Consider the following 3,370-nt stretch of genomic DNA (forward strand, 5'->3'; position numbering starts at 1 on the left):
TGAAAAAGAAAAATAATAAGTAAAATTTAAAAATTCGGCTCTCGCTCAATCGAATAGTAGTTTCTGTTTTCAGCCCTACTATTTTTATACAAGACCGTTGGCAACAATTAAAAAATCGCAACAAGTGTCATATAACAACAAAATTAGTTTTTTGCTCCTAATCTTTATTCTCACAAATTCTTGTGATTCGAAAAAAATTTCTTTCTTTCAAGGACAATATTTTAAAGTAAATCAGGAATTGGAATTAAATTTAAATGATGGAGATTATGTGTATAAGAAAAAGTTTAATGAAAATTATAGTGTAGGTAATTTAGAACTCATTAAAAATTATAATGTATATCCGTAACTAATCATAATTTTGTATATTTGTTTGATAATTAATTATTTGAGATGAATATTTTTAGTTTTGGAGTAGAATTTAGCAGTGAAGAAGATTGTATCGCACATTTTAAGGCTCAGCGTGACAAAATTGGTGTAACCTGCAAGTGTAAAAAGACAGATTTTTTCTGGATAAAGAGCAGGCTCAGTTATGAATGTAAGAGTTGTAAAAAACGTATCACTTTAAAGAGTGGAACTATACTGGAAAACTCAAATTTATCCTTTTTGATTTGGTACAAAACTATTTTTCTTATGAGTGCTACTAAAAAAGGTTTTTCTGCTAAAGAAATGCAAAAACAATTAGGTTTGAAGCGCTATGAGCCAGTCTGGTCAATGATGCACAAATTGCGAAAAGCAATGGGCAGAAGAGATGAAAAATATACTTTGGAAGGTATGATTGAGATGGATGAAGGTTATTTTACGGTTGAATCTGCCGAAATAGAACAAGAAAAAGGGATTCGTGGAAGAGGTGCGCCAGGCAAACAAAATGTAGCTGTAATGGCAGAATCTACTCCATTAGAAGATATTGAAACGGGAAAAACTTCCAAATCGTGTAGATATTTTAAGGCTAAAGTACTTGAAGATCATAGGGCTGAAGGAATTAATGAAACCGTTAAAAAATCAATTGAAGAATCAAGTATAGTATTTACGGATCAAAGTACCTCATATGTTGATATTGCAGATTTGGTAGAAGTACATATTTCTGAAAAATCAACAAAAGAAACTACAAAAGAAACATTAAAATGGGTTCATATTTTCATCAGTAATGCAAAAAGAAATTTGCTAGGAAACTATCATAAAATAAAGCGCAAGAATCTACAACTTTACCTAGATGAGTTTGTATATAAGTTAAATAGAAGGTATTTTGGAGAAAAATTATTCGACAGACTAATAATAGCAAGCATTACAGCAGTATGATTGAAAACGGATATACATTAAAATTATAGGCCGAAAACTGATTCAGTCAAAGTATATTTAAAAATTAATAATAAGGATACTTTGATTTTCATTCCTAATTCAACAAAAAAAGTATTATTCGGAATTAGCGCAAATGAAAACCTGTTCCTGTATACGGAAAAAGATGCTGATGCTTGGCTTATGGACTAAAGCTATATTTAATTGAAAAAACTGTTGCCAACACCGTGTATAATTAATTGCTTGGTTCTCGCCTACTTACGAAAATCCTCGCAGATTTTCTATCCAGTTTTTATTTGCTAAATTACGTGCTTAACCACGCAACTAATCATACACAAATACGTTGTGCAACATATGAAAAAACTCATCCTGACAATATTATTCTTGAATTCAATAATCGGATTTTCACAAAATGAAAAATCGAATGAAATTGCAATTAATGGAATTGTTTTGTCAGAAGTGAATGGAAAACCTCTCGAAAATGTCTACGTGAATTATAAATCGAGATACCAATATTCAGCCACCGACGAAAAAGGAAAATTTGATTATAAATACAAAATTCGAGAAAAAGATAGTTTAGAAACAATTGAATTAACTGCATTGGGTTATGAAAATATTGATACAATAATTCGAGTTGATAAACCAAGAGAATATAGATTTGAATTTGTAATGAAACCAAGATTTGGACTTAACCGAGAAAAAGCACTTGAAGACATAAAAAACGGCAAAGTAAACATTTTGGAATCAAGTGGAATCGCACCTGTTTTCTATAAATCAGACACGAAATTTGCGAAAAAATATAATGTGAATTTTGTGGAGTATGGCTGTGAAGCAGTTGCGTCGGAAAGTCTTAATGAATATAATAGAACTGTATTCGAGTATTTGGATAAGAAATACGGAAAGGAATGGAGAAAAAAAATTCGAAAAGATATCGTCGGACTTGAAGAAAATAATAAATAAAATACGTTGCACAACACCGTGTATAAACCATTGCTGGGTCTGTGATCATCTGGAAAATTCTTGGGAATTTTCCAGCGCAGTTTTTTACTTGGAATGGTTCGTGTGTGAGAAACGCAACGGTCCATACACAACAACGTTGTAAGCAATCTTGACAAAAATTATGAAAAAAATTTTATCGGTCTTAATTTTACTTATTTTACCTATTTCTTCTTTTTCCCAAATAAAAGATTCCATTGCGCTTCCTGAAGGCGGAAAAGAAGTTTCAGTTTATGCCACAACAAATATTTACGTCACCAAAAATCAAAATGTTTCAACTGACAATAAAACTTTCCTTTATTTTGACGACATATCAAACTCAATTATAAATCAATTCGATTATTCAAACCCTCCAAGAGTTCTATTATACGCTGACAAGAATACCCGATTTGAGTTTATAGAAAGAGTCAAAAAAGAAATAGCATTAGTCGAAAAGAAAATGTACCTAATGACGGACAATATTGGAAATCCCTTAAAAGGAATTCCAATTTACCTTAACAGTCTTTTAGACGTTCACAAAAACTCATCCGATATACTAACATTAGAGCAAGTATTAAGAAACGAAAAGTTAAATGCGACAGAATATAAATATACTCCTCCTCCAAAACCACTCCCGAATGTTTGGTATCACGATTTTGAAAACATAATTTACTCAGGTAATAAAAAAAATATTGATAGTATTTTAGAAAAAAAGAGTTACTCCTCTATTCGTTTAAAACCTGAAAAAAATATTGCCTACAATGGAAAAAATATTGATTTGGATTTATTAAAGGAAATCTTTACCAAAAATGACATTGTCTTTTTAAAATTTGATTATTATCTGATTTATGATGACTATGTCTTTATTATAAATCAATATTCTGAACTTAAAAAGCTAAATAAGGAAACTGCATACTTAATAGAAATACCTTATGACCTTGAGTATTTGTTAAAAGACAAACAGATAAAAATTTAATTGATAAAAAATACTGCTTACAACAATGGTAACCGTTGCACAACCCCATAATTTATAAAAACCCAACCCATATAAGCCTCTTTAAGCAGCTTTGTTTTTTTGATCAGGCTTGAAAATGTGTCAAAT

At 30.3% G+C, this 3,370-nt stretch carries 3 protein-coding genes; all 3 read left to right on the forward strand.

Annotated elements, in window-relative coordinates; translation table 11 throughout:
- Window positions 1–390: 390 nt before the first annotated feature.
- The gene (locus tag AEQU1_RS15705) at window positions 391–1,296 is read left to right on the forward strand and encodes an IS1595 family transposase (protein WP_111882634.1); all 906 of its coding nucleotides are present in this window, start codon (window positions 391–393) and stop codon (window positions 1,294–1,296) included.
- A 351-nt stretch (window positions 1,297–1,647) separates the two neighbouring features.
- Window positions 1,648–2,253, forward strand: coding sequence for a hypothetical protein (locus tag AEQU1_RS15710; RefSeq protein WP_111882635.1), 606 nt, complete (start codon window positions 1,648–1,650; stop codon window positions 2,251–2,253).
- A 160-nt stretch (window positions 2,254–2,413) separates the two neighbouring features.
- Complete coding sequence (locus AEQU1_RS15715) at window positions 2,414–3,244, forward strand: hypothetical protein (RefSeq protein ID WP_111882637.1); 831 nt, start codon at window positions 2,414–2,416, stop codon at window positions 3,242–3,244.
- The last annotated feature ends 126 nt before the right edge of the window (window positions 3,245–3,370 follow it).

Source organism: Aequorivita sp. CIP111184 (genome assembly GCF_900489465.1).
Lineage (GTDB): Bacteria > Bacteroidota > Bacteroidia > Flavobacteriales > Flavobacteriaceae > Aequorivita.